The 26,646-nt window shown below is 69.0% G+C and carries 18 protein-coding genes and 1 pseudogene; 4 read left to right on the top strand and 15 right to left on the bottom strand.

Translation table 11 applies throughout. The annotated features are described in order from the left end of the window. Window positions 1–56: 56 nt before the first annotated feature. Window positions 57–1,538 (bottom strand): pentapeptide repeat-containing protein, encoded by a 1,482-nt coding sequence (locus tag QC385_RS31585; protein ID WP_279544764.1) that lies wholly within the window; start codon window positions 1,536–1,538, stop codon window positions 57–59. Window positions 1,539–2,301: 763 nt separating this feature from the next. Between QC385_RS31585 and QC385_RS31580 the strand changes: the two genes are divergently transcribed. Continuing rightward, window positions 2,302–2,850, top strand: a complete 549-nt coding sequence (locus tag QC385_RS31580; RefSeq protein WP_279544763.1) for a hypothetical protein — start codon at window positions 2,302–2,304, stop codon at window positions 2,848–2,850. 231 nt (window positions 2,851–3,081) lie between these two features. Here the strand turns inward: QC385_RS31580 and QC385_RS31575 are convergent, their stop codons facing one another. From QC385_RS31575 to QC385_RS31555, 5 genes are all read right to left on the bottom strand, one after another. Then, window positions 3,082–4,011 (bottom strand): hypothetical protein, encoded by a 930-nt coding sequence (locus QC385_RS31575; RefSeq protein WP_279544762.1) that lies wholly within the window; start codon window positions 4,009–4,011, stop codon window positions 3,082–3,084. A 253-nt stretch (window positions 4,012–4,264) separates the two neighbouring features. Then, the gene (locus tag QC385_RS31570; RefSeq protein WP_279544761.1) at window positions 4,265–4,753 is read right to left on the bottom strand and encodes a hypothetical protein; all 489 of its coding nucleotides are present in this window, start codon (window positions 4,751–4,753) and stop codon (window positions 4,265–4,267) included. Beyond that, the gene (locus tag QC385_RS31565; RefSeq protein WP_279544760.1) at window positions 4,750–5,373 is read right to left on the bottom strand and encodes a hypothetical protein; all 624 of its coding nucleotides are present in this window, start codon (window positions 5,371–5,373) and stop codon (window positions 4,750–4,752) included. Before QC385_RS31565 ends, QC385_RS31570 begins: the two co-directional genes overlap by 4 nt. Before the next feature lie 393 nt (window positions 5,374–5,766). Then, entirely contained in the window at window positions 5,767–6,768 is a 1,002-nt protein-coding gene (locus QC385_RS31560) for a competence protein CoiA family protein (protein WP_279544759.1), read from the bottom strand. 1,066 nt (window positions 6,769–7,834) lie between these two features. Further along, window positions 7,835–8,068, bottom strand: a complete 234-nt coding sequence (locus QC385_RS31555) for a helix-turn-helix domain-containing protein (protein ID WP_279544758.1) — start codon at window positions 8,066–8,068, stop codon at window positions 7,835–7,837. A gap of 184 nt (window positions 8,069–8,252) precedes the next feature. Between QC385_RS31555 and QC385_RS31550 the strand changes: the two genes are divergently transcribed. After that, the gene (locus QC385_RS31550) at window positions 8,253–8,570 is read left to right on the top strand and encodes a transposase (RefSeq protein ID WP_279544757.1); all 318 of its coding nucleotides are present in this window, start codon (window positions 8,253–8,255) and stop codon (window positions 8,568–8,570) included. A 551-nt stretch (window positions 8,571–9,121) separates the two neighbouring features. Here the strand turns inward: QC385_RS31550 and QC385_RS31545 are convergent. The 9 genes and pseudogenes from QC385_RS31545 to leuS all read right to left on the bottom strand — a co-directional run bounded on the left by QC385_RS31545 (window position 9,122) and on the right by leuS (window position 23,269). Continuing rightward, window positions 9,122–9,568 carry a hypothetical protein gene (locus QC385_RS31545; protein WP_279544756.1) on the bottom strand — a complete coding sequence of 149 codons (447 nt, stop codon included), beginning with the start codon at window positions 9,566–9,568 and terminating at the stop codon, window positions 9,122–9,124. Continuing rightward, window positions 9,565–11,655 carry an integrase gene (locus tag QC385_RS31540; protein WP_279544755.1) on the bottom strand — a complete coding sequence of 697 codons (2,091 nt, stop codon included), beginning with the start codon at window positions 11,653–11,655 and terminating at the stop codon, window positions 9,565–9,567. Before QC385_RS31540 ends, QC385_RS31545 begins: the two co-directional genes overlap by 4 nt. Next, complete coding sequence (locus QC385_RS31535; RefSeq protein ID WP_279544754.1) at window positions 11,652–13,595, bottom strand: hypothetical protein; 1,944 nt, start codon at window positions 13,593–13,595, stop codon at window positions 11,652–11,654. Before QC385_RS31535 ends, QC385_RS31540 begins: the two co-directional genes overlap by 4 nt. Continuing rightward, window positions 13,592–15,058 carry a hypothetical protein gene (locus QC385_RS31530; protein WP_279544753.1) on the bottom strand — a complete coding sequence of 489 codons (1,467 nt, stop codon included), beginning with the start codon at window positions 15,056–15,058 and terminating at the stop codon, window positions 13,592–13,594. The genes QC385_RS31535 and QC385_RS31530 overlap by 4 nt, the downstream gene beginning before the upstream one ends. Before the next feature lie 116 nt (window positions 15,059–15,174). Further along, window positions 15,175–17,190, bottom strand: a pseudogene (locus tag QC385_RS31525) (ComEC/Rec2 family competence protein); the annotation flags it as partial. 104 nt (window positions 17,191–17,294) lie between these two features. Next, window positions 17,295–18,452: a ComEA family DNA-binding protein gene (locus tag QC385_RS31520; RefSeq protein WP_279544752.1), complete on the bottom strand. Its 1,158-nt coding sequence runs from the start codon at window positions 18,450–18,452 to the stop codon at window positions 17,295–17,297. Window positions 18,453–18,571: 119 nt separating this feature from the next. Then, a complete protein-coding gene (locus QC385_RS31515) occupies window positions 18,572–19,417 on the bottom strand; it encodes a DegV family protein (RefSeq protein ID WP_279544751.1) in 846 nt (281 codons plus the stop codon). A 72-nt stretch (window positions 19,418–19,489) separates the two neighbouring features. Beyond that, complete coding sequence (locus tag QC385_RS31510; protein ID WP_279544750.1) at window positions 19,490–20,251, bottom strand: hypothetical protein; 762 nt, start codon at window positions 20,249–20,251, stop codon at window positions 19,490–19,492. A 138-nt stretch (window positions 20,252–20,389) separates the two neighbouring features. Then, window positions 20,390–23,269 (bottom strand): leucine--tRNA ligase, encoded by a 2,880-nt coding sequence (leuS, locus tag QC385_RS31505; RefSeq protein ID WP_279544749.1) that lies wholly within the window; start codon window positions 23,267–23,269, stop codon window positions 20,390–20,392. 467 nt (window positions 23,270–23,736) lie between these two features. Here leuS and QC385_RS31500 point away from each other — a divergent pair, with 467 nt between their 5' ends. Both QC385_RS31500 and QC385_RS31495 read left to right on the top strand, forming a co-directional pair. Beyond that, window positions 23,737–25,002: a cytochrome b/b6 domain-containing protein gene (locus QC385_RS31500; protein ID WP_279544748.1), complete on the top strand. Its 1,266-nt coding sequence runs from the start codon at window positions 23,737–23,739 to the stop codon at window positions 25,000–25,002. Next, window positions 24,999–26,615 carry an NADH-quinone oxidoreductase subunit NuoF family protein gene (locus QC385_RS31495; protein WP_167537343.1) on the top strand — a complete coding sequence of 539 codons (1,617 nt, stop codon included), beginning with the start codon at window positions 24,999–25,001 and terminating at the stop codon, window positions 26,613–26,615. Before QC385_RS31500 ends, QC385_RS31495 begins: the two co-directional genes overlap by 4 nt. Window positions 26,616–26,646 lie beyond the last annotated feature (31 nt).

Below are 26,646 nucleotides of genomic sequence, written 5' to 3'. Positions count from 1 at the left end.
TGGACATTGCCGCGGTCAGATCCGGGGAGGGGCATCCGGAGTGTCCGCGATTTCGGTTAGGGCTCCGCAGGGCCTTGGGCCTTTTCAAGGACCCCTTCGCCATCAGGGAGGGGTCGGACGAGCCAACCCGGCGGCCACACGTGCGACATCTGGTTGCCCTCCGGTGTCACGAGACGTGTCACCCGTGCGCCCCCGAGTTCGGCGGTGTCGTAGAAGTGCGCCATCCCGAACGGAGGGGTGCCGAACTGAGCGGTGCCAGTGAAGGTCGCGGCCCTGAAGTAGGCGGTTCTGAAGAAGGTCGCGTTCTCGAACTGAGCGGTCCCCTTGAACGTCGCTTCCCCGAAGTGGGCAAGCTCTTGAAACTGCACGCCCTCGAACCCGGCGTAGCTGGTGAAGGTCGCCTCCCCGAAGGTGGCGTAGCCAGAGAACGTTGCTTGGTGGAAATTGGCGTCACCTTCGAAGGTCACGTCCAAGAAGTCGGCGCTCTTGGTGAACGTCGCCTCCCCGAAGTAGGCGCCCTCGGTGAACGTCGCGTTCCGGAAGAGGCCATCGCCGATGAATGTCGCCTTCCCGAAGTTGGCGGCACCGAACTTCGCGCCCTCGAAGTGGGCGCCCTCGGTGAACGTCGCACCGGGGAACTCGGCGGAGCCGGTGAATCTCGCGTTGCTGAAGTTTGCCTCGGCCACGTGCCACTTGTCGAAGCTGCACTCGGTGAGGTCCGCGTTGGCAAGGTCGATGCGCATGCCTTCCCAGAACCGATCACCGAGCGGCGTGCTCTGTCGCTGCTTCATGGGGCGGACGTCACGGACGTGGGCGGTGAGAATGCGCTGGGCAGCCACTCGCACCAGGAGCTCCTGGTGCGGCTGGCCCTGCTGGCTTGGGGCCGTCGGCGGGGTGAAGGGCATGCGCAGGTAGGCGCAGATGACGTCCACGATCGTCTGTCGGTGGTCTGGGGCGGTCTGGCCGAGCCGTTCCAGTGCGTACAGGCCGCCCAGCCGGACGGGCGCCTGAGAGCTGCCGAGCTGCTCGACAGCTTTGGTGTAGAGCTCGGTGACGCGCCGTTCGTTGGCGTCGTGCTCCGTCTGCTTTGTGGCCATCTCGTGGTGGTGCTGTCGACGGAATGCCAGCAGCACGGTGATGGCGGCGCCCACGCCGGCGCCAGCGGCCAGAGCGGTGCGTACGACGTCGGTCCGCTGCTGCGTCCGTTCGCGGCCTGGTGGGGCACTGTAGGTCTGGGGCATCAGCTGAGCCGTGGTGAGCCACACCGCAGCCGCTACGGCCGCAAATGCCAGCACTACCCACCACCAGCGGATCGGCGGGGCGGAGGGTTGGAGCGGCAGAGGCCGCGTTTGTCGCTGCACTCTTGCGGCCGCTGCGGCACACGCCACGGAACCGATCACGAGGACGAGCGGGACGACGGAGATGCGGGCGGCCAGGTCGACCAGCCGGTTCCAGGAAACAACGGCCACGAGAAGGAGACCGGCCGAGACCGCGGTAAGCACGTAGACGATGCTTCGCTTCCAAGGGTCAGACCCCATGACGCCCCTCCACCGGCCAAACCTCATGACGCCCTGTCCTGACTGACCACGAATCACCCTCGAAAGGGAGCTTGAGCAATGTCCCGGCACAGGTGCCGCCGACTCGCCGTCGTCCAGCGTCCGTCACCCCGACAGGCCACCGTCCTGGGGACAGTGCCGGGAGTTGTAGGTTCTCGTCGCTCATGTCCTAAAGAGGCTGTGACCCGTGGCTTCTCACGGTGTCTCACGCCGTGGCCAGCCGTTCGTTCTCAAGGTCGCGGCCGCGGTCGGTCTCCTGCTGCTCGGTGCGGATGTGCTCTGCGTCTCCGGCCGGGTTGCGCAGGGTGAGCAGGCCTCGCCGAGTTCAACGAGGGCTACCTCTTTGGCCCTCAACAGAAATCCGTGGGGACGCTGGTGACGCGGAAGATCAAGCAGGTCGACCGGGCCCAACTCCTGCGCCTCGCTATCCGGCCAAAGCACCCGAAGGGCACGTTGTACCCCGCATGGGGTACGGCAAAGACACTGGCCGACTGGAGTCGGGATTCGCGATGCGTGGTCCCGTACAGCACGCTGAAGGCGCGAGTGCCCCAGTACAACTGGCCGCTTCGGCAGGCCCTCACTACGCCTAAGGGTGCGTGACCAGATCCCTGGCGCGAGCGCTCAGTGTCCCATTGAACCTGGCCGCCGTTGAACGCGGGCGGCTCCGCACGGGGGCGGTAGCTTCCCAGCTCCGCAGCCTGTGGGCGAGCCGCCACCTCCTGCAGAAGTGACTCGTTGAGCAGGCATGTCGCACATTGATCCCGCCAGTGACTGCGTGCCCGTGCCGATCCGGGTGGACGACCGAATCACCCTGGCCGACGAACGGCCGTCGGGGTACGTGCACTCGCTGCACCGAGACCTGAAGAACGGCCGGCCGGGCGTGCGTTATCGCGTGGCCTTCGGCCGCCAGCGGATGCACTGGGCTTACCTCACCGACATCCTCACCGTGAACGGTCAGCCCACTGACTACGCGCTGCGGTATCCCCTTCCCGCCGAACCCCGGCAGGTCACGGATGACCGGGCCGTTCTCGCACGGCCCGCGCTCGACCAGGTGGCTTACTTCCTCGCCCAGCAGACGGGCCTGGACGCGACGCTCACGCGCGTGCCCGTACCGGAGGTCTTCGACCCGGCCGAAGAAGAGGACCTCTGCGGCGGGCTGGTCGGCATCGACGTGGAGATGCGTTTCCGGATGTACGTCCTGCCCGGCGACCAGAACGATCCGGTGGCCCTGCAGGACGCATTCGAGAGGTGGCTGGTGCGGGAGTACATCGGCTGCACTCCCGCCGCGCTGTAACACTTCCCCGCTCTCCCCCGTCTGTACGGGGTGACGCGCCCGCGGGGATTTCGACATGGTGGACAGCTATCCGCGGGCGCCGACCAAGGCGCACTCCGGATTACAGCAAGAAGCGCGGGAGACCTCTGCGGGGCCCGGTCTTTGGGGTACGAGGGGGCGTACTGGAAGCGGCCCACGCCGGCCACCACGAACTGTGTCGCGCATGCCAAGGTTCAGCCGGTGCCACAGCAGCTAGGCTGCATCGGCTTGGGAGTATGCCCTGCTGTAACTCTCGGACTCGGGGGTGTGGAAGTAGTACAGGTCGGCTTTCTGTGGGGCTTCGACGGCCACACCTCGGTCATCTATGCCTCCATACCACACCTTCGTGTCACCGATAGAGGGGACCGCCATTGGTTCGGACCGCCTGAGCATCGCAACTTTGAGCACCACTTGGATACTGTCAAATTTGGGGCCCTCTTTTTGGATGAAGTGGAGATGCCGGAGGCCGCGTATTAGGAAATTCAGGATAAGGCGTCTCCGGCATCTCCACTTCACCCAGCGCAAGTTTTTCCGCTGGGCGATCCATTGCGCCGCCGCATATGTTCCAAACGTCCAGCCACCGGCAATGATATAAACGTCCTTGTCCCGCCTCAGAGGGTCCAGTGTCCGGATGATGAATGCAGAGTCCTCCTCGGTCGTAGCCGGGGGGCTGAGGATTGGTTCACGCCGATGATTCTTAAGCCCTTTGTAGTCATGCTCGGCATCTTCATGATCGTACGCATGTAGGGGAGGATCGAGCGCGGCAAGGAGGCAGCGTGCAGTCAGATTGTCCTTCCCGCCACCAATGAGGACAACGGTGCTATCCCACGCCTTTACTGGACTTTCCGGGTCCGAATAGACTACATCGATAGATCGACCGTAAATGCGCTTCATTAGCGACGCTATTTCAGCCACCGCCAGGGTGTCGCCTGTCGGAATGTAAGCGGTATGTTCGGCGGGATCATAGTTATGGAGGCTTGCCGATATAAGGACTTTACTCTTAGGCTCGTCGAGTCGCCAGAACCAGCGAGCAGGATTAATGAACCGCATGCGCTGCCAGAATGCCCCCAGAAGGAAGAGGAAGGCCGAGTAGAAAGCGGCCCCAATGACGCTGGCTATTACGCTTAGGGAGAAGGTGCTCATGATTCCCGATGGCCTTTGATCGAAGCACTAGCGTCTCAATCAACTCTTGCACCATCGGTGGCTGGCGGCTACTCGTGCGGAGACGCCCGGGCGGGCGCCGCCCTCCCGGGCGTCTCCGGGTGAGGGGATGGAGAATGGCGGCGCTACGGCCTGCGGCACAGAGCAGCGCGGCGCGTACGGGCCCAGGGGATTGCGGGAGCGTCCGGGGCGGGAGGTGGCGCCGGTGGGCGGGGGGCGTGTACGCCCTGCGCCGTCAGACCACAGGGGGCGGTAGCGGTGGCTGGGCCTGGCCTGCGGCGTTCGTCGACGTCCGGGTCGCGCCTGCGACAGCCGCCATGTCGCCAGGATCGCTACGCCGTAGAACGAAGATTTTGACCAGGGCGAGCAGGCTCGGGCCGCAGAGGAGGGTGGACAGCCACCAGGACTCCGGAGCCACGTACACGCCGCTCCCGAGCATCGTCAAAGCGACCACCGCACCGACAACGAGTTCTGTCACGTGCCGACGGTGCGCGCGCTGCTGCTGCCGTTCTACCTGCTTCTGCTGCGCTGCCTCGCGTTGCATCTCCAGACGGACCATCCGCTCACGGTGCTCGCGGCGTAGTGACGGCTCCATCGCCGCCATGGCTGCCGCGAGGTGGGCAGCGTCCAATTCTTTCCACTGCATGGCCACTTGCAGCGCTGCGGAAATGACCGGGTCATTCTCCGGCCTGGGTTCGGCGGGCAGTCGTTCGTCCGTCGTCACCGGTTTGCTCCCCCGTCACCGCTTGTCGCCGGGCTGGAGTCGTGTTCGAGGCCCTCCGGCGGGGGGCCGAGTCGCACGAACAGCCGAGCCAGGGTGTTGTTGATCGTCTCAGCCGTCTCCGCGGCAAGGTGCCGTCGCTGCTCTGGTGGCAGGTCTGCGTAGTAAGCCTCGGCGTCGTTGAACTGGTCGCCGTCCGAGTCCCGTTCTGCTGGTCTTCCCGTAGCCTCTCGGGCCGCCGCAGTGAGCAGGTCCACGAGAGCAGAAGCAGAGTGTGCCTCGCTCGTGTAGTACCCCATGTTCGACAGAATGCTGGCGTGTTCGGCCAAGACCCGGCGATAGAAGTCATACCGCCATGCGGCCGGAGACCTGGACAGAATGGACAGATGCCGCAGCTCGTCAACTGAGGAGGCGACAGTATCCGCCTCGCCAGGCTGAGCCCCGTCATGTGTCGCCGCCTCGGCCCCATCAGATGACGGCGGGCGAGCGGGTCCCGAGTTGTCCCGAACGGGGTGGCCGTACTCGCCGGGCTCCAGCACGCGCAGTCGTCTGATGGTGACCGGCTCGCCGCGCAGCTTCGCCCACGCCCGGACCGTCAGCGCGTGCAGCTTATTCAGCAGCACAGGCCTCGCCCCCCTAGGCCACGGCAGATGTGGAACGTCGAGCTTACCGGCGTGACCCTCGTCAAGGGGCGGTTTCCGGCGGGATGGGTGGAGGCGGAGGGGCGCCGGTGGGCAGGGCGTCTATACCTGCGCCGCCCGGGCACTGTCTCGGTACTTCCACCGGCGCGACGGCCTCACAAAGGTCGACGGCAAGTGCATCCCCGCCTGGCGCCTTCCTCCGTAACCGCCGTCGTCGAGATCGTCGATGCCGCAGGGTCCGTCCCGAACGCACTACACCGGCTCTGGTGAGCTCGCAACTCCTCCGGGAGGAGGCCGGTGCCCGGTGGATCGGCGGTGGTGGTTGAGGAAGACGCGGGCGCGTTCGTCCTTCCAGTCGAGCAAGAGCAATCCGATTCAGCACAGGATGTGCCGCCCGTAGCGCACCAGGGGTTCGGCGAGCGGTCGGTTGCACACCTCGCAGAACGGGCCCCCGCCTGCGGGCCGAGGCACCGGCCGCACCGGTGGCAGCGGGGCGGGCTTCCAGGGCCGGGCCGGTCGGCTGGCGGCTTCGCGCCGCCACTGCTCGGCCTGTTCCTGCTGGCGCCTTGCGTGGTCGGCCTCCCGCCGTACACGGGCGGCCTCTTCGTCCAAGCGCTCGGTCATCGCGGGCGGGAAAGTCACGCCGTCGGCGTCCAGGCCGAGGTCGGCGAGCGGGAAGCGTTCGCGGACAACCGAGTCGCCGGCGCACGGCGGGTGGTGCGGCCCGAACAGGCGCAGGTCCTTCGTCCACCACTGCGGGCCGCGCTCGTGAGGCTCCCCGAGCCGGGCCTCGGCTGTTTCGTCGCGGTGGTAGAGCGTCCAGGCCGGGGTGCCCTCGGCGAACAGCACGTGCGGAATGCGGGTGTCCGGGCGCATGAACCACACGTCGCGGACGCCGGCGGCGGCGTAGTCGCGGTGCCGGGCCTGCCACAGTTCATCGGTGATCAGCTCGCGCTGGGCCTCCAGCGCCAGGCGGGCGCCATCGTCGAGGACGACGTGGACGTCCGCGCGCCGGTTGCGCTGCTCGGTCCACTGCTCCATCCGCACGTGCGTGACGTTAGGCTGGGCAGCCGCCCAGCGGGCAAGCCGGTTCTTGGCGTTGATGTGCCAGACGGTCTCGCGGTGGTGTCCGCGGGGTGGGGCCATGCCAGCCGGGTGGGCGAAATGCGGCCGGACCAGGCCGCCGATCCGGCCGCGGGCCAGCAGCGGCACCTTCGTGCCCACGGGTGCGTCGATACCGTGCCAGCAGTAGAAGCACACCACCGTCTCCCGCCGCCCGTAGCCGAGTGCCCGCCATTGCTCCAGGGGGCGGTCGCCAATGTGGACCTCGGTCTGTGTCTCCAGTTCGAACCCCACCACCAGCAGATCGTCCAGCACCGGACGCTCCTCTCAACTCACCCGAATCATTTCGCAGAGGATTGCAACGAGCACTGACAGTCCCTCCCCTCAAGTCCGCACGGCTGAACTGCATTCGGGTAGATGCTCGATCAGAGGGCGTGACCTTCCGGCCCCGGTCGCAGCTGGTAGAGCGTCAGAGCAGGTCAGCGGATTGACCGGTCCACCCGATCCTTGCTGAACTTCGATTACCGAGCGCTACTCACCACCTGGCGGTAGCTATACGAGCGCACCCCCAGTTCGGTCAGGTGAACTGGCGAGGCGCAGGCATCCTGGCTTGTCGTGCGGTCCGGGCGGTTATGCGACGGGGACGTGCGCTTCGGGGCGGGCCTGGACGGTGTCGGCGCCGGCCGCCGGGGCGGGGGCTGCGGGGGTGATGGTGGTGCGTGTCAGCGGTCGCAGGGCGGCGGGTGCGGACGTGATGGGTTCCGTCCTTGCCTGGTCGGGGTGGGGACGTGAGAGGCGCGCCCTCGGGCTTGTCGGCGTAGGGGTGCGCCTCTTGCTGTGTGCAGCGGCGCGGCGCCCGGACGCCGGGCATGGGGGCGCATGCTGGAGGTGCTGGGCGTCTCGTGACGGGGCCGTCCAGTGCCCGGGGCGGTGGTCCTGCCTCTAGCCGATGCTGCGGCCGTCCCGGGGCCTCTGCAGCGTCTACGGCCAGGGCGAGCGCGGCGAGGGTGCAGTCGACGACGCGGCGCTGTCCAGCCTGCTATGGCCTGCCTTCGGTCAGCTGACTGGCGGTGTTCTCGATCCACAGCAGCGTCCATTCCACGCCGGCCTGCCCCCCGGTTCCGCCCCCCACCGGGGCCGATCGGTGCGGACGATGAAGGGACCGGTCTTAGCGACCTCGAACGCGGATCCTCGAAATCGCACGCGCCTGCCTCCGTGACTGGGTCACCAGAAGAAGCAGCCTGGAACAAGCTTGAAGCCAACGTTGGGACATTGTGGGGCCGTCCGGGAGGCAGCCAGCGCCCGAACAGTGACGAGTAACTCCCCGAAGGCAGCGGCCCAAGTGGGCCTGGAACACTGCAGACAGTCGCGGTTCCTCCCCTCAATCTTGCGCCGGGCTGCCAGCCTCCGGAAACGCCCCCTGCTCGGCATCGAAGACAGCCAGTAGGCGGGAAGGTTGGACATGCAGGCCGCGAGCAAGGTTGATCAAGGTTGTCAAGCTTGGATTTCGCTGGCCGTGTTCGATATAGACCACTCCGCGGAAGCTCAAGCCGCTATAGGCCGCCAGTTCCTCCAAGGTCATGCCGCGATCCTCGCGAATGCGCCGCAGGTGCATGCCGAACGCGTGAAGCACAGGGTCGGGCGGAGACGGAGACACGCCACCGACTTGAACAGTCGTACCTCTTTGACCACCATGAACAGCTGTGCATAATCCTTCCAGGAAGGCAGGAAGGCCGCTCAGAAGGCTGCTGTCCGTGGCACTTGTCCGGTTGTGCCGAACAGCTTGGAGGTGACCACTCGTGCCCGCTCAGCGCAGGTATCCGCCCGACGTCATGGAACGCGCCGTGCGCATGGTTCTCGACATCCGCGCTCAGGACCCAGACCGCGCTGGCGTGGTCGGTACTGTCGGCGACCTCATGAAGATTCATCCTGAAGTACTGCGGCATTGGGTCAAGAAGGCCGAGGCGAACCGTCGCGAACCCACCCCCGAGGCCCCAGCGGGCGATCAGCTGCGCGAACTGGAGCGCGAAGTCCGGGACCTACGCCGTGCCAATGCAGTTCTTAGGGCCGCCACACTGATGTTCGCCTCTGAGCTCGAACTTGCCCAAACCCGTTGACGGTTCCAGTCTTCCCCGCGCATGCCGGTCCGGCCCGGGTGTCCTACCGCCAGGCCGAAGAGATCTTCGAGGGGAGCACACCGTAGAGCTCGTTCGCCACGGTTAGATTGTGGTTGATCGTCCTCGGTGCGTATCCCGTGCCTGCACGCGCAATCTCGGTGGTGGTGTCGACCGATCAAGGTCACAGGGCACCCGGCCGTCGACGCCGAGCGGGCTTACAGGTCTCCTGAAGCCAGAGCGCCAAGTCCCGGCCCCATTGATCTATCAGCTGGGTCCTTGCGTCACGACGGTGGCCATGACGCACGCGGATCCATTCCAGCGGGGCTACCTCGCGCGTGACCAGCACAGGTAGACAGCGAGATCTGGGGTGGATCGGTTGCGCCGGATGAGCAGGGGAGGTAGCTGTCGCTACCGATGTGGGCCCAGGCCCAGGTAGTAGCGCGGGCCTTTGGCACCGGGCCGGCGCTCTGCCGGTGGCGGGGTAGGCGGCATGCGAGGTGTCCGCGCGGGCGGGGGCGCGTCCGTGGTTGACGTGACCGATGTCAGGTCTCTCAGTTGCGTTGGCGGCGGCCGCGGGGCCGGATGGACGTGACGGTGGTTGAGGCGTCCCTATGAAGTTGCTGCCGGAGGGCTTCGTTGTCATGGAAGAGGGCGGCGATCGCGGTGTGGGCGGCCTTGAGTTTGTTCTCCAAGAGCGTGCATTCCTGGGTCTTCTTGGTCAGTCGCTTCTTGAGGTCCGCGATGGCCGCGTCGCGTTTGGCCTCGCCGGGAGTGGTCTTGCCGTGGGCGGCGATGTACGCGTCCCACTCGGCGAGAACGGCATGAGCGCGGTTCATGGTGGCGCGGCTGACCTGGGCCTCTTTGTAGAGGTTCTCCTTCGTGAGGCGGCCGTCGGTCCGCTGCGGGCGGCCTTCGAAGAGGCGGGCCATCGCTGCCCGCAGGGCCGCGGCGGTCTTGGCGCTGACTTGGTCTTCGGGGGCGTCGGCGGAGTCGGTCACCGCATCTGTCCTGCCATCTTGAGCACGTTGCGGGTGATATCGAGTTCGCGTTCGGCGAGGTCGCGGCGGCACCTAGGGACGGCGGGACTGTTGATGATTTCGAGCTGTTTTCGATTGTGGGAGTCGTAGATCGGCAGGTGCTCGGGGCCGATCATGCTGTTGGCGCATCGGTCGGGCCGGCAGCGTTCGTCGAGGGGGCCGATGTGTCCTTCGGGGACGACCGCATTTTCGAGGCAGACAGCGCCGACGGGGTTGGTGTGGTCAGCGGTGCAGTTGTTGAGCATGCCGAAGCGGATGTGGATCCGTGTGGTGCGCAAGAGGGTGGCGGCGGTGCGGGCATCGCCGTTGCGAGCCTTGACGGTGGCAGTGATCTGGTCGAAGGCGTCCTTGACGCGTTCGGCGCCGGGCCCGAACCCGATCTCCTCGCCTGAGGTGTGCCGCTCGTAGAGGTCCTTGATCTTGCGGAACTTGACGTTGTCGAGGGCGTCTTCGAGGTATTTGGCCCACTCAGCGTCAGAAGCCGCATAGCCGCGGGTGGTGGCGTTGGCCAGGGCCCGCGTGGCGAGGTGCTTGAGCTGGATGCCAGTGGCGATTTCGGAGCCGGGGAACTGATCGGTGAGCATCGCCATCGTCCTGCGGAACATGTGAGGGCGGATGTAGGTGGCAGGGATCGCGTCGAGTCCGGTCCAGGCCCGGTTGGCGTTCACGAACCTCACGAACGACTTCAGCATTCTGACGCCAATGACGGCGCGGTCCTGCTTGGTGGTGTGGACGGGTGCGAAGATGCGTTCGGGGTGAATGGAGACGGCCTCGGCAACATCGAGGGCCTCGGCGAGGGGTTCGGCGATCCACCAGTGCTTGCCGGGACGGTTGGTGGTGCCTTTGATCTTCGTGGAGGCGATGGCGGGGGTGCCGTAGTGCTCGACGACGGGGTCCCGCAGGATCTCGTGAACCTCCGAGTCGCGCATCATCGACAAGCCGACGACCAGAGTGAATGCCGCGTCACGAAGTGCCGTCTTCGCGTCGAACAGAGCCCGCTGGTCGAGGCCTGGGTGCCAGGGCCCTGAAATGCCGTCCGGCCGGGCAACCTGTACCAGTTCTCCGCTCAGCGCGTGGGTTGTGGTCCGGCCATCGGCAACCGCGTCCAGGATCAAGGTGCGGCGGCGTCTCCGCGCCGGGCAGCGGCCGTTGAGCGCCTTGCTGCAACTCTCGTAGCCGAGGAGGAGCATCAGCAGGTTCCACTGCACCTCGGGAGTTTGCCCGTCCATCGACTCGGCATGGACGGGGATCTTGTTCCGGGGGTCGGCGAGCCACTCCTCAAGGCGCTCATCGATGCCGACAACCGACGTCCGGGCGGCTGCTCTGAGCTCACGGAGCCGGCCGTCGGTGCGCAGGACATCGGACGCGAAGTCATGGATGTAGGCCCAGGCCGCACGGATCAGTGGAAACCAGGTCTTCGGAGGAACAGTGGGGGTGGCGATGGCCCTCCTGCCCGCGAGTTCGACAACCTGACGGGCACTCTGGCCCGGCCATGGATCACCTTCCGGCCAGGGCAGGCTCAAGGCGGGCGTGGCCGCCGCCAAGCTCTTCAGAGTGCTCACGTGACTTCTGATCGTTTCCGGGGAGGAGCCTTCGGTCGCCATGTCGGTGATGCGTTGCCGCAGGTCCTCCACCCTCCATCCGTCCGGATAAGGCGGGAGCCCGTTCTCACGGGCCCAGCGGGCCGCGGTCCGCAGACGCGAGGCGATGTGGTTCAGCGTGCGGGGGTCAGTTGAGCCGTCGAGGACAATGCCGCGCTTGAGAACCTCGGGGTGACGCTGGTTGCAGGTGAGCATCATCAGCTCTCGCGCCAGCAGATTCCAGTACGGGTCCTCGAGCTCCAGGCTGAAGGTGACCTTCCAGTTGCAGGCCTTGACGTTGGCGGGCCGCTTGAGCACTCCGTTGAAGTCCCAAAAGCCGGCGTCGCCGAACCGGGGGAGGTAGGCGCCTCGTTCGCGAGCCGCGGGCAGGAGCGATCGGCCTTGGACGACGGGCTCGTCATTGGGGAACAGCGATGGGCATCGCTGCTGGGGCAAAAGAAAGTTCATCCGTCGAACTCCGTGTGGGCGGCCAGCGGCAAGTCCAGGCATGCCCCGCCGGCCTCGATGTGCTTGCGGGCCTGAGCGAGTTCCTCGGGGGTGCGATCGCCTAGAACGGTGTTCAGGTTTACCCAACTCTGCCCCCAAAGCCGACCGAAGGCCTGAGGGGTCAGAAGCGTACGAAGCCTTTCCAAGTGCGCTTGGAAAAGCAGGAGTTGAGGCAGGTTGGTGGGCAGGATCCAGGCGTTGCGGCACTCCAGGCAGCGCAGCGGTGCGACGGCGCAGAGTTCACCCGGGCGGCTGTAGGGCCCCTGGTAGGGGTTCTTGCAGTGGGAGACGCCCATGTCGAGCTGGCCGGCCATGATGCCCTCGGCTTCCTCCGAGGTCAGTCCGGTCTCTTCGAGCAGGCCCTGGTCGATGTCCCCGGAGCCGGTGACGATGGTGGGGCCGTCGACGCGGTCGAGTGCCTGGTCGAACCAGTGCTGCTGGGCCGTGGCGATCGTCCGGCCGGACATGATCCGCAGTGTGGTGCCCTGAGCATAGTGGCCGGCGAAGGTCTCTTCGGTGTGGTCATCCGCAGCGGCGTCGATGCGGCCCTCGGTGACGATGGCCTTCTCGACCTTGGTCGATTTGCGCAGGCGCCCGATGTGCCGGTCGCCCTTCACCTTGACGTTCATAGCGTCCAGCCAGTGGCGGAACTGTGCTCTGCCCTGGCTAGGGGTCCACCGGTCGAACACGACGGTGTGGTCGGGGCGCACGGCGACGTTGACGAAGAGTGTGTCGGTGACGTGCGGGGCCTTGGCACGGGCCCGGGCCGTGAGATCCATGAGCTGCCGGACCACCTCGCTGGCCTCGCGTCGGGGCCAGTTCACGGTGAGCCGCCCGCTGCTGTCCTCGTCATCGGGGGCTGTCGTCTCGGGCCGGTTCTGGTCGCGAAAGGCCCGGTGCCGCAGCCGCTCGGCGCGGTTCTTGAGCAGGGTCAGCCGGACTCCCTTGGGTAAGAACTCCACGCCCGCCTCGCCGAAGCTCATGACCTCTTCGGAGGTGTAGCCGGTGGCGTCCATCAGCAGGACGCGGAACGCGTGCAGGTCGAGGGCAGTGGGATACAAGTGTGCAACCAGCCTGCGCACCAGCTGCATGCGTGCGGTCGCCGGATTGAGCACCTGCCCCGGCCCGGCGGTGAACTCCAGCAGATCCAGCGGCCACTCGCGTGACGGAGGAACGCGGCGACGGATGTCCTCGACCGTGATCTCTTCGTGGGCCAGGCCCCAGAGCAAGTCGGCGATACGGGTCCAGCTGCCCTGATCGGAATGGCGTCCCTGTCCGGCAAGGGCCCAGCTGTCCTCGATGCGCCTGCGGGTGGCATGGGCGCTCGTCCAGGCGGCCCGGACGATAGCCAGCTTCTCCTTGCGGGTGAACTCGTCCCGTTCCATGCTCTCCCCGCTGCCGAGGAGCGCAGGGCCACGGGCGAGCCTGGCCAGATCCGCAGCGACCGTCCGCTCGTCATGGTCGTCCCGGCGGATCACCAGCACACGCAGGGAAGAGGCCAGCAGACCAGGCCTGGCCGAGCTCTCGGCGTATTCCTCGGGCAGGGTCAACTCCCACTTCATCAGCGTGTCGAGGAGGTCCGGATCGGCCAGGCTCGCTTCCTCGGCCTCAGCGCCGAGCACCTTGTCCACGTAGAGGCAAAAGTGGTCGATCGCGTACTGGTAGTTCTTCGCTTGGGGTCCGATCTGGGTAGCCGCAACGTACTCGACCCACTCGTCCGCTAGCTGCATGGCCAGCAGCGAGCACCGGTAGTCCGCCGGATCCAACGCCGCGAGGTGCCTGGGCAGCTGCACCACCCTGGGGCCGATCCCCCCTGGCGGGGCCGGATTCGCCAGCGCGGCGAGGAGTCGCGCACGTTCCTCCCCTTTCCGGCTCTTCGCCTTCTTGCGTGGCCCGGTCATCGGCGGCCCCCGTTCACTTCGGACAGGGCGCGCGAGGCGATCTCGGCGTAGGTCGCCTCATCGTCGCCCACCCAGCCGTTGAACGCGGCCTCGAACTCGTTGATCAAGTCGTCTGTGTACTGGAGGTACTCGTAGGTGGTTTCTGGGCTCGAGTGACCGAGCCTGCGGCTGACGATCAGTAGCGGGTTGTGCCGGATGTGACCGCTCAAGTACGACCGGTGCCGACGACGGCGGGCCTGCAGGTCCGGCTCCTCGCCATCCATGACGTTCTCCAGGTACGTCAAGAGCCGCAGAGCGTAGGTGTGCCTTAGGTCGTGCCATCTCCACCGCCGGGCGGGAAGGCGCGGGGTGGTCTCGTCGGCGAGCGCGTTCATGCGCGCCCAGGCCCTATGGCGGTAGCCCTTCCAAGCGTCCGCCCCCGGCATAAGACCGCCGCGGCAGACGAACAGGGACAGTGCCTCCAGGCCGAATTCGCCCTCGTAGACGGTGATCCGCCGCAGTTTGGCGGGCATGGCGGACATCTGGAACTCGCGCACGACACCGTCCAACACGCCCCTCACCCAGCCGCCAGCGACGTCGACCTCGCCCACCACGAACAGGTCACGGGCCTTGCGCTCCAGGGTCCGGGCCGCTCGCCGAACGATGTCCGGTCTCTCCAGCGTGCAGAACAGGTCGGCGGAGGCGACGGCGTCCTCGGGGACGTAGACAGGTCGCGCTTTGCCGTACTTCGCGCATGCCTGGACCGTGTACTCGGCTGCCCCGCCCGGTATCCCGGGCCAGAGTCCGATCTCAGGAAGCAGCACCGTTGACCACTCTCCCCAGCGTGTCCCCGACCCCAGGGCTATGTCCGAGCCTGCCCGGTTGCGTAACGGTGCCCACCCGCGGAAGGTCTGGTCCACCTGGGCGTCAGGGAGCTGGCCGCCCAGTCCCACGTCGCGGAAGTGCCGGTACTGCTCGAAGGTCAGGTGCCGAATGTCCATGCCGACCCGGAGGCGCGGCGCCAGCGGGTTGCGTCCCCGCGCCGCCACTCGAACTGGCCTGTGCGACAGGATCCTGCGGTCGACCAGGAAGCCGTAGAGGTCGTCCAGGACGAACGATTCCTTGCTCCACGCATTCCAGCCGATCGGCTTCTTCTGCCTCTGAGTCCGATAGTTACGGTAGGCAACGAGGTCGGACTCACTCGCCGACAGGACATCGCTTTCCAGCTTGACCAGGTAGTTGTCCGTCCTGAAGACCGCCCGCCCGTAATCCTTCAGCGTGCCTTCATCCAACAACGCCGTCGACAGATACCGGCCGTACTCACACAGCGCCGGCACCGGCATCTGCGTCTCCTCGTCGAGGAACACCGGCATCCCGTCGAGCACACCGCGCCGCTTGAGCAGAGCAGCCACCTCTGCCGCAGAGATGACGTCACTGTCCAGGAACCTCTCCAGTCTCCCGGACTGCACAAAAGCAAGATCCACCCTCGCTCCTCCCCAGGCGCCCGAGACGAACTCCCCTGGCTCACACGTCTCTGCCACCACAACGGAACAAGACTGAACCACACCTCTCATGAGACAGACTGGAACAGCGGAAAGAAGAAGTGGGTGAGCACGACCAGCGGAATCCTGGTGATGCCGAGTGAGCGCAGGCAGTGGTCGACGAGCCGCGGATCGGGTCCGGCGTCCACCACCACGCCGCTGCCCTCGCCCGCCGCGAGCACCATGGCGTCGCCCTGCCCCACGTCGCACATCACCAGCCGCCAGCCGGGCGGCGGCCAGCCCGTGACCACCCGGGTCAGCGGCGGTGGCTGCACGACCACCAGCACCAGCGCCAGGCCGCAGACCCCGCACCACCAGGGGTGCCGAAGCAGCCGCCGCCCCACGAGCAGCACCGCCGATGTCAGGGCCGCGAGCAGCGCCGCACCCGCCCAACTGCCCGGCCAGTCCACTCCCGCTCCCGGCAGCGCCGCCCCGGTACGGGCGACCTCCGCGATCCACTCGGCGGGCCAGTGCGCGCACCATGCCAGGGCCTTGGCCACCGGCATCGCCACCGGTGCCGTGGCCAGTGCCGCGAAGCCCAGCACGGTGGCCGGCGCGATCGCGAGTTCCGCGATCAGATTGCAGGGCACCGCCACCAGGCTCACGCGCGCCGACAGCACGGCCACGACGGGCGCGCACAGGGCCTGCGCGGCGGCAGCGGCGGCCAGTGCCTCGGCGAGCCGCGGCGGCACCCCGCGTCGCCGCAGCCCGGCGCTCCAGCGCGGCGTGAGCGTGAGCAGGGCGCCGGTGGCCACGACGGAGAGCAGGAAGCCGTAACTCCGGGCCAGCCACGGGTCGTACAGCACCAGCAGCAGAACCGCCGTCGCCAGCGCCGGGATGAGCGACCTGCGGCGGCCGGTCGCCAGGGCGAGCAGCGCGACGGCTCCGCAGGCCGCGGCCCGCAGCACGCTCGGATCCGGTCGGCACACGACGACGAACCCGAGTGAGAGCACGCCTCCGAGCACCGCGGTCGCCCGCAGGGAGACACCGAGGCGAGGCGCGAGCCCCCGCCGCTCGACGTGCTGCGCCAGGCCCGGCGGCCCGAGCAGCAGGGCGAGCAGGATGGTGAAATTGGCCCCGGACACGGCCAGAGTGTGCGTGAGGTCGGTCTCCTTGAAGGCCTCCTCCAGCTCCGGCGTGATCCGGGAGGTGTCCCCCACGACCAGCCCCGGCAACAGGGCCCGGGCATCCGCCGGCAGCCCGTCGGTCGCCTCCCGCAGCCCGGCCCGCAACCGCCCGGCGAGCCGCTGAGCAGCCGAGGGTTCTCCCACCACCTCCGGTTCGGCCCCGCCCCGCACCCGCAGCACCGCCGCGACCCGGTCTCCGCCCGTCATCGCGGGCGCCAGCCGTGCGCCGACCCGCAGCCGCGTCGAGGGCAGCAGCCCCAGCCACGGCGACCCCACCGGCCCGGCCGCGGTCGGCCGCCCACCCTCGACCGCCCCGTTCCCGGATACCGGCTGTTCACCCACGACCGTCCCGGCCTCGGGTACCGGCTCCCCACCCCCGACCGCCTCGGTCGCCCCGCCCGCGGGCGCCGACCGCCCATCCTCGACGGCCCGGCCGGCCGACTCCACGTCGACGATCAGCAGCACCGGCGCCCGCGTCACCACCGTGGCGCCGCCCGCGTCCTGGACGCGCCGTACCTCGGCGTCGATCAGCACGGCGGTCGGAGCGACATGATCACCCCGGACCCTCGGCCGGGTGAGCCGGGGGTCGGAGGTGACCTCCACCTCGGCCGTCACCGTCGCGTACTCCCGCGCCAGGCCGGGCACGGGCCCCCGGCGCAGATCCGCCCCGTGCAGCCCGGCCGAGGCGGCAGCCGCGGCCACGCACAGCAGCACGGCGGCGGCCGACGCGCGCGACCAGGAGGCCCACCCCGCTCGCCGGGCCAACGGCAGCAGGCCGACGGCGGCCAGGCAGCCGGCCACGATGCCCAGGCCCCACCCCGGCGACGCGTCCAGCACCAGGGCCGCCGTGCCCCAGGCCGCGAGGGCGGGTGGGACGAGCCGTAGGTCCGCGGGTCCTTCCTGCCGCGGGCGTGCGCTGCCCAGCCGCTTGCCGGAGGAGGCGTGCACGGGCGACCGGGCGGGAGAGGCGGACCCGGTGGGAGGGGCCGGTCCGGCGGTGAGGGCATCGGGTGCCGCCTCGTCCCGCCGCGCCGGCGGCTCGGGGGCCCCGCTCATGGCCGTACGAGATTCCGCAGGTCGGCGAAGCGGCGTTCGCCGATGCCGTTCACCTCGCGCAGCTCGTCCACGGAACGGAAACCGCCGTGCTGCGTGCGGTAGTCGATGATGTGCTGCGCCAGCACCGGGCCGACACCCGGCAAGGTGTCGAGCTGGTCGGCGGTGGCCGTGCTGAGGGAGACGGGAGCCCCCGGCAGCACGCCACCCGCCGCCGCACCGGCCGTGTCTCCGGCAGCCGTACCGCCCGTCCCGGCCCCCGCGGCGGGAGCCGGTCCGCCCACGATCACCTGCTCGCCGTCCACGAGGAACCGGGCGCGGTTGAGACCGTCGGTCTTCGTGCCGGGCTTCACCCCGCCCGCCGCGCGCAGCGCGTCCGCGACGCGCGAGCCGGCCGGCAGCCGGTGGATCCCGGGTTCGCGGACCTTGCCGCCGACGTCCACGACGATCTCGGCCGCCCCTGCCGCTCCTGTCGCCTTCGCCGCTCCTGCGGGCGCGCCCGCTCCGCGTCCCGGCTCCGCCGGCCCGCTCTGCGCCCGCTCTCCGTAGGGTGCGGCCGCTCGCACCACCTCGGGCGACCGTACGGACTGGGTCCGGCCCGCCCAGAAGTGCTGCACGGCGAACGCCGCCGCGACGACGAGCACCACCGTCAGCGCGAGCACGCTCCGCCGCTCCAGCCCGCACCTCGCCTGCAACCACACGGGCATGCGCTCCCGCACCGCGAACCGGGCCCGCTCCCGCCAGGCCCCTTCCGCAAGGCGACCGTCCCCGCCGACTGCCCCGGCGCCCGCCCCACGGCCGACACCGTCGGGGACACGGACAGACGCCGTAGCGACATCCACATCGACATCCACACCGGCATCGACACCGGCTTCCGCAGTCCCCGGCCGATCCAGCCCGTGCCGAGCACGTCCTACGGCGATCCTCCCCTCGGGCGGACCATGGCCCGACTCCCGCCGCTCCCCGTTCCGTTCGGCGTGTTCGCCGAACAGCGCCTCCGCGCGCCGGCGGAGTTCCTCCGCCGAGGCATGACGATGCCGTGCCCGGCCCTGTGCGACAGGCCGGTGACGGCGGTGACGGATGCGGCCGTCGGACGCCGGTCCACGGCCGGGCCCGCTGGTCGCGGTCGCTGTGTGTGAGCGTGATCGAAGTGCCATGCGACGAGGATCGGCCACGTCGGCACACTCGCGATGATCTTGCGCAATTCCCGGGGACAACGGCCGACTTGTGGACAACCCGGCCACCCACACGGGTGATCAGAGCCCGCCGCAACCGTTCACTGCGGCGAAACCACGACCCCCAGCAACCCGGGACCGGTGTGCGCCCCGATCACCGCCCCGACCTCGCTGACATGCAGATCGGCGAGCCCGGACACCCGTGCCCGCAACCGGTCGGCGAGGGCCGACGCCCGGTCCGGGGCGGCGAGATGGTGGACGGCGACGTCGACCCGGGCGCTGCCCGCGCGCTCGGCGGCGATCTCCTCCAGGCGGGCGATCGCCTTCGACGCGGTCCGCACCTTCTCCAGCGGTTGGATACGGCCGTCGGCCAGTTGCAGCAGCGGCTTCACCGCGAGCGCCGAGCCCAGCAGGGCCTGCGCGGCACCGATACGGCCGCCGCGGCGCAGGTAGTCGAGGGTGTCGACGTAGAAGTAGGCGGACGTGCCAGCGGCCCGCTTCTCCGCGGCCGTGACGGCCTCGTCCACCGTGCCGCCCGACTCCGCCGTCTCCGCCGCGGAGAGCGCACAGAAGCCGAGCGCCATCGCGATCATGCCGGTGTCCACCACCCGCACCGGCACCGGCGCCTGCCGCGCGGCGACGACGGCCGCGTCGTACGTACCGGAGAGCTCGGCGGAGAGGTGGAGGGAGACGATGCCGGTGGCGCCGGACTCGGCGACCTTGCGGTAGGTCTCCTCGAAGAGTGCGGGGCTGGGCCGCGAGGTCGTCACCGGGCGCCGCTTCTGCAAAGCCTGGGCGAGGGCGCGGGTCGAGATCTCGGTGCCTTCCTCCAGCGCCCGGTCGCCGAGGACGACGGTCAGAGGTACCGCTGTGATGCCGTGGCGCTCCATCGTCCGGGCCGGCAGGTAGGCCGTTGAATCGGTGACGATCGCGACATGGCGGGACATGAGCTGGAGGTTACCTGCCGTAGCGCCCGTACGGCAGCCCGGCCCCCGTGCCCTGTGACGCGACTGGCCGGATCAAGTGGTGCTCTCGGGGCGGGGCTTCTTCTGCCAGGGGTAGGTCGGGCGTGGTCCCGGCGGGGTGATGGCGGGCCGCGCCGGCTCGTCCGCCGGGCTCGACTGCGGGGTCTCCGGCCAGGTCTGCCCGGCCGTCGCGGCATCGGCGGCGGGTGCCTCGGGCCACTGCCTAGGGGCGGGCTGTGGCTCCGGAGAGGAGGCGGGCTGGGACTCCGGCGTCGTCGTCCAGTGCCGCAGCGCCCCGGCCTCCATGTGGATCTGGGCGCTGAGTGTGTCCAGGTCGTCCTCCGCGAAGCGGTGGGCGCGGTCGCGGGCGGCCCAGCGCAGGGCGTCCGCCGACTGTGTGATGCGTTCGGTGCGCTCGCGCAGCTCGGGCAGCCGCTCAGCGAGCGCGCCGCGGTCGGGCTCGGACTCCAGGCGCTTCAGCTCGTCGTCCAGCTCGTGCCCGTGCGCACTGAGCCGTTCGAAGAGGCCGAGGGACTCCTTCACGGACTCGTCCTCGGCGACGGCCGCGTGCAGCGCGTCCTGGGTGGCACGCATGGAGGTGCGCAGCTTCAGCCGCAGTTGGGCGAGTTCGCCCGCGGCGCCCGGCTGGGCGAAGGACTTCGCCCGCAGGGTGTGGTCCTCGACCGTTCGGCGGGCCTGCGTGATCCCGCGGTCCACGCCGCGCTTGGCGGCGCCGACCACCTTCACCGTGGCGTACACACCGAGCCCGAGAAAGAGCACGAAGAGCAGGGCGAATACTGCGATCACTGCTTCCACCGGCTCCTCCTCAGGGCGTCTCGGCACATCCACGCCGCTCTTCAACGGTAAACGCAACAGGCAGGCTCCGAGTTCCAGAAGAACCCCGAACCTGCCCGTAGGGGACCACCCCGAGAGCGGTCCAACGGTGCCTGGCGGCTACGCCGGAACGATGTTCACCAGCTTAGGCGCCCGCACGATCACCTTCCGGATCCCGGCCCCGCCCAGCGCGGCGACGACCTTCTCGTCGGCCAGCGCGGCCTTCTCCAGCTCGTCCTCGGAGATCGACGGCGAGACCTCCAGCCGCGCCTTGACCTTGCCCTTGATCTGCACGACGCAGGTCACGGTCTCGTCGACCACGTACGCCGGGTCGGCCACCGGGAAGTCCTGGTGCACCACGGAGTCCTCGTGCCCCAGCTTGCGCCACAGCTCCTCGGCGATGTGCGGGGCCAGCGGCGCGACCATCAGCACCAGCGGCTCGGCCACGGAGCGCGGCACCGCGCCGCCCGCCTTGGTCAGGTGGTTGTTCAGCTCGGTGACCTTGGCGATGGCGGTGTTGAACCGCATGCCCTCCAGGTCCCCGCGCACGCCGTCGATCGCCTTGTGCAGGGCGCGCAGCGTCTCGTCGTCCGGCTCGGCGCCGACGACGGTGACCTCGCCGGTCGCCTCGTCGACGATGTTGCGCCACAGCCGCTGGAGCAGCCGGAACTGGCCCACCACCGCGCGTGTGTCCCAGGGCCGGGAGACGTCCAGCGGGCCCATCGCCATCTCGTACAGACGCAGTGTGTCGGCGCCGTACTCGTCGCAGATCTCGTCCGGAGTGACCGCGTTCTTCAGGGACTTGCCCATCTTGCCCAGCAGCCGGGAGACCTTCTCGCCCTGGTAGTAGTACGCGCCGTCGCGCTCCTCCACCTCGGCGGCCGGCACCGCGATGCCACGGCTGTCGCGGTAGACGTAGGCCTGGATCATGCCCTGGTTGAACAGCTTGTGGAACGGCTCCGCGGAGGAGACGTGCCCCAGGTCGTACAGCACCTTGGACCAGAAGCGCGCGTACAGCAGGTGCAGCACGGCGTGCTCGGCGCCGCCGACGTACAGGTCGACACCGCCGTGCGGCTGTCCCTCGCGCGGGCCCATCCAGTACTGCTCGATCTCCGGGTCGACCAGCTTCTCGCTGTTGTGCGGGTCCAGGTAGCGCAGCTCGTACCAGCAGGAACCGGCCCAGTTGGGCATGGTGTTGGTCTCGCGGCGGAACCTGCGCGGACCACGGCCGTCACCCAGGTCCAGCGTGACGCTGACCCAGTCCTCGTTGCGGGACAGCGGGGTCTCGGGCTGGGTGTCGGCGTCGTCCGGGTCGAACGTGCGCGGCGAGTAGTCCTCGACCTCGGGCAGCTCCAGGGGCAGCATCGACTCGGGCAGCGCGTGGGCGATGCCGTCCTCGTCGTAGACGATCGGGAAGGGCTCGCCCCAGTAGCGCTGGCGGCTGAACAGCCAGTCGCGCAGCCGGAAGTTGACGGTGCCCTCGCCGGTGCCGGACCGCTCCAGCCACTCGGTGATGCGCGCCTTGGCGTCGACGACACCCAGGCCGTCCAGGGAGACGCCCTCCCCCGTGGAGTTGACGATCTTCGCGTCGTACGACACGAAGGCCGCGTCCCACGTCGAGGTGTCCGTGCCGCGGCCGTCGGTCGGCTCGACGACGCAGTTGATCGGCAGCTCGAAGGCGCGCGCGAACTCGAAGTCACGCGTGTCGTGTGCCGGAACCGCCATGATCGCGCCGGTGCCGTAGCCCATCAGCACGTAGTCGGCGATGAAGACCGGGATCCGCTCGCCGTTGACCGGGTTGGTCGCGTAGGCGCCGATGAAGACGCCGGTCTTGTCCTTGGCCTCGGCCTGCCGCTCCACGTCGGACTTGGACGCGGCCTGCGCGCGGTAGGCGGCGACGGCCTCCCCGGGCGTCGCGTGGCCGCCGGTCCACACCTCGTGGGTGCCCTCCGGCCAGGCGGCCGGGGTGAACTTCTCGACCAGCGGGTGCTCGGGCGCCAGCACCATGTAGGTCGCGCCGAACAGGGTGTCCGGGCGGGTGGTGAAGACGGTGATGCGCTCGCCGTCGATGGGGAAGTCGACGCGGGCGCCCTCGGAGCGGCCGATCCAGTTGCGCTGCTGGAGCTTGATGGCCTCGGGCCAGTCCAGCTCCTCCAGGTCCTCCAGCAGCCGGTCGGCGTAGGCCGTGATGCGCATGTTCCACTGGCGCAGCTTGGCCTTGAAGACCGGGAAGTTGCCGCGCTCGGAGCGGCCGTCGGCGGTGACCTCCTCGTTGGCCAGCACGGTGCCCAGCCCGGGGCACCAGTTGACCGGCGCGTCGGAGGCGTACGCCAGCCGGAACTCGCCCAGGGCGTCGGCCTGCTCGGCGGCGCTCAGCTCGCTCCACGCGCGCGTGTGGCCCGGTACGGGCCGCTCACCCGACTCGAACTGGCCGATCAGTTCGGAGATCGGGCGGGCCTTCCCGGCCTGGTGGTCGTACCAGGAGTTGAAGATCTGCAGGAAGATCCACTGGGTCCACTTGTAGTACTCCGGGTCGATCGTGGCGAACGACCGGCGGTTGTCGTGGCCCAGGCCCAGCCGGCGCAGCTGGGACTTCATGTTCTCCATGTTGGCTTCGGTGGACGCGCGCGGGTGCGTGCCGGTCTGCACGGCGTACTGCTCGGCGGGCAGGCCGAAGGCGTCGAAGCCCAGGGTGTGCAGGACGTTGTGGCCGGTCATGCGCTGGAAGCGCGCGTACACGTCCGTGGCGATGTAGCCCAGCGGGTGTCCCACGTGCAGGCCCGCACCCGACGGGTACGGGAACATGTCCATGACGAACTTCTTGGGCTTGGCGACGATCAACCGGTCGCCCGCCAGGTCACCCTTCGGGTTGGGCGCCCCGTAGGTGCCGTCCGCGTCCCAGAAGTCCTGCCAGCGTGCCTCGATCTCGGCTGCCATGGCGGCCGTGTAGCGGTGCGGCGCTGCCACCTCGGAGGCGGCAGCGGGGTTCGTCTCGCTCATGATCCTCAAAGCTCCATCGATCGTCTCTGCCTGCGGCTGTGTCGTTCGAGAAACGAAAAATCCCCTCGCACAGGAGGGGACGCCGCGCCGATTCCGGCCACTCGACTCGTCCGGTGGCCGGGATTGATCAGCGCGGCCCGCTAAGCAGAAGGCGTACGGCACGCATGGCGTTAGGGTACCGCAGGCCCCCAGCGCGTCGCGACGCGCTTCCGAGGGGCCGTCTCGGTGCCCGAATAGCTGAACCGGGGTCAAAGGTTACTTCGCGTAACAGTCACTAAGGGACATCACAACAACCAGATTGTCCTTTGATAACAACGCAATAACTCAAACCTGATACCCATCGGTATGGCTCCGTTTAGAGTGCGGCAGAGGGACCGCTTTCCCGAACCGCTCGGAGTTGCCCCCATGAACCCTCATCGCAGTACCCCCTCTCTCCACCCGGTCGCCGGGATGCGGGGAGGCCGGTCGTGAACCCCAACGACTCCACGGCAGACGACTCCTTCGCCGAGTTCCTCAACTTCGGCGCGGGCGTGTTGTCCCTGGTGTGCCTGACCTGCTCGGTGATCTGGGGCCTGGTCGCCCAGGACCGGGTCCTCCTCGACGCCCGCAGGCGCATCCTGGCGCAGGCCGTGCACCGGACCACGGCCGTCGCCTCGATCGCCTTCCTGCTGGTGCACATCGGAGTGAAGCTGGCGCTGTCCCACACCTCGTGGATCGCCGCGGTGATCCCCTTCGGACTGCTGTTCACCGACGAAGAGCTGGTAGCGGGCAGGTCCTTCCTGATCGGCCTGGGCACCCTGGCGGGCATGCTCATGATCTTCGTGGGCATCACGGGCGTGCTGCGCAACCGCTTCGCGTCCCCGGCGCCCGTCGCGGCCCGCTGGCGGGCCATGCACATGCTGGCCTACCCGGCCTGGTGCGCCGCGCTGGTCCACGGCCTCTACGCGGGTCGCCAAGCCAAGCCGATCTTCGTCATCCTGTACTGCCTGTCCCTGGTCGGCGTGGCCGGAGCCCTCGCCCTGCGCGCCGCTCCGCGCCCGGTCAAGCGCAAGGTCGCCGACAAGTTCGCCCAGCTCATCGGGCCCGGGGAGGGCCTGGGCCGCAGGGACCTGGAGGAGAGCCGGGCCCGGGCGGGCACCGGCTCGGCGCTGCCCGGCTACGAGGGCCGGGGCATGCCCGTGGGGGCGATGGCCTCCTCGCCGGGCCCGCGGTACGAGAAGGCGGAGCGCCCGGCGCCCCAGGAGTCCGCGAACGGCTTCGCCGCGGCCTACCGTGCCGTCTCCGGCCCGCCCCTGGGCCAGCAGGCGTTCGCGCCGGGGCCGACCGACCGCACGGAACTGCCGCTGGACATGCAGCCCACCCAGACCATCCCGACCGTGGACGGCCCCTCCAGCACCTCGGGCAACTGGCCGATCCCGTCCCCGCCGCCGGTCGGCGAGGCCCCGCCGTCGGCCTACGACCCGCTCCAGGACACGGGATTCAACATCCCGCCCTACGACCCCTCACAGGACACCGGTCAAAGCATTCCGGCCTATGACAATCCAGGCGCCTCCGGCTACGGATCGAGTGACGTGTACGACACGGGTGAGACGAACGCCGTCTACGACACGTACTACCCGAACGACACGTACAACAGCGGTCCCGCCACTGAAACACTGCCCGGTGCGTCCTACGACTTCGACGCACCGGGATCGGGCGAACCTTGGAACACGCCTTCCGGAGGCTTTAAGTGAACGAGGCTTTGCCTGACGTACCCGAAGTCCGCGTGGTCGGCCTTCCCCAGCTCACGTCCGGCTTCGACCTTGTCGATCGGCTCGATCTGCCCATGCACCTGAAGGTGCACGGGCCGCTCGAGCCGATGGGCGGCGAGCAGCTCGCGCAACTCGCCGAACGCATCAACCTGAAGGGCCGCGGCGGCGCGGGCTTCCCCTTCCACAAGAAGCTGCGCTCGGTCGCCGAGGCCGCGATCAAACGCGGCGTCCGGCCGGTCGTCGTCGTGAACGGAAGCGAGGACGAGCCGGCCTGCCGCAAGGACACGGTGCTGATCAACCGCGCTCCCCATCTGATCCTGGACGGCGCACTGCTGTGCGCGGAGGCTCTGGGTGCCCGCACGCTCGTGGTGGGGGTCACCCGTGAGTCCACACAGCGCTCCATGGAGGCCGCGCTGGCCGAACGCGGCCTCAGCAACGGCCGCAGGTCGGCACTCCGCGCACGCGTACAGCGCAATCCGGTCCGGATGGTCACCGGCGCCGCCGCGTCGCTGATCCGCTCCATCGACGGCGGCCCGGCCATCCCGCCTGGCCGCAAGGTCAGCGCCTCGCAGAACGGCGTCGGTGGCGCGCCCACGCTGCTGTCCAACGCCGAGACCTTCGCCCAACTGGCCATCGCGGCCCGCATCGGCCCGGAGCGCTACGGCAACACCGGCCTGTACGACGAGCCGGGCACCGTCATGCTCACGGTCTCCGGAGCGGTCGCCCGCCCCATGGTGATCGAGGTCCCGACGGGCGTGCCGCTGCGCTACGTCCTCCAGCTCGCCGGCGCCCCGCCGGTGCCGCAGGGCGTGCTCACCGGCGGCTACCACGGCAAGTGGATCGACGCGGCGACGGTCAACGAGGCGATCGTCTCCCGCAACTCCCTGGACGCGGTGGGCGGCGCGCTCGGCGCCGGCGCGATCCTGCCGATCACTCAGGAGACCTGCCCCCTGGGCGAGTCACTGCGTGTCGCCCAATGGCTGGCGGAGGAAAGCGCGGGCCAGTGCGGCCCCTGCTACCTCGGCCTGCCGGCCGCCGCGCGCGGTCTGGAGGACATCCTCAACGGCGGCGGACCGGCCGCCCTGGAAGCCCTCAAGCAGGTCGCCAAGAACGTGAAGCGTCGCGGCGCGTGCTCGCACCCCGACGGCTCCGCGATGTTCATCGAGTCGACCATCAAGGCGTTCACGGACGACCTGGCCGCCCATGTCCTCGGAAACGGCTGCGGACGGCCCGTGGAGGGCGTTCTGCCGCTCTTCGAGGGCGGCAGGGCCCCCACGGGCATCCCGGGCGGCGGCGAGTCCGAGGAGAACGGCCCCAGCCGCCAGAAGATCTTCGTCGACTGGACGCTGTGCCGGGGCCACGGCCTGTGCGCGGACATCCTCCCCGAGGTGTTCCAGCTCGGCGCCGACGGCTTCCCGACCGTGGCGCAGGCGAAGGTGCCGCGGTACGCCGAGGACAAGGCTCTACGCGCGGTGCGCCGCTGCCCGGCGCTGGCCCTGCGCATCGAGGAGGACACGCGCGCCCAGGGCGGCGCGCCGTCCCGCAACCTCCCCGTCCTGTCCCAGGGCCGCGGCCGCCGCGCTCTCGGCCGCTGAGCACGCGTACGGCGGGCTTCCCCCAGGGGAG

Source organism: Streptomyces sp. DH10, assembly GCF_029813805.1.
GTDB classification, from domain to species: Bacteria; Actinomycetota; Actinomycetes; order Streptomycetales; family Streptomycetaceae; genus Streptomyces; species Streptomyces coeruleofuscus.
The sequence above is the reverse complement of the archived record's forward strand: the minus strand, read 5'-3'. Positions and strand labels throughout refer to the sequence as shown.